Source organism: Streptomyces sp. P9(2023) (genome assembly GCF_032436795.1).
GTDB lineage: Bacteria > Actinomycetota > Actinomycetes > Streptomycetales > Streptomycetaceae > Streptomyces.
The window spans coordinates 1-302 of sequence record NZ_JAUPWM010000321.1; the positions used below are offsets into that span (position 1 = coordinate 1).

Genomic DNA, 302 nt, shown 5'->3' on the forward strand with positions numbered 1-302 from the left:
TCTCGACGGCTCCGGTGTCCCCGACGATGGTGCGCTGGATATGACCCCACGGACTGATGCTGGTCGTGACGCCGGTCACGACTCGCCCTCCGGCACGATCAGGCCCTCGTCGGGCAGTTCGGCGACGCGACTCTGGATCGCGGCACGCGTGGCCTCGTCGGCGTCCTGCCACAGGGCGCGCAGTTCGTCGCGGTCGGTGATCGCTGACACATCCACGGTCGGCGCAGGCTTTGCGAGTCGCAACGGCTCGACCAGGTACGCGGCCCGCTTCCCGCGCTTCTCTGTCAGCGCGAGGCGCAACG

General features: G+C 69.5%; 1 protein-coding gene. It reads right to left on the reverse strand.

All coding sequences use genetic code 11. From position 1 onward, the window contains the following. Nucleotides 1-75: 75 nt before the first annotated feature. Nucleotides 76-302: hypothetical protein (locus tag Q5762_RS37785; RefSeq protein WP_315896838.1), on the reverse strand; the 227-nt coding region annotated here is incomplete at its 5' end.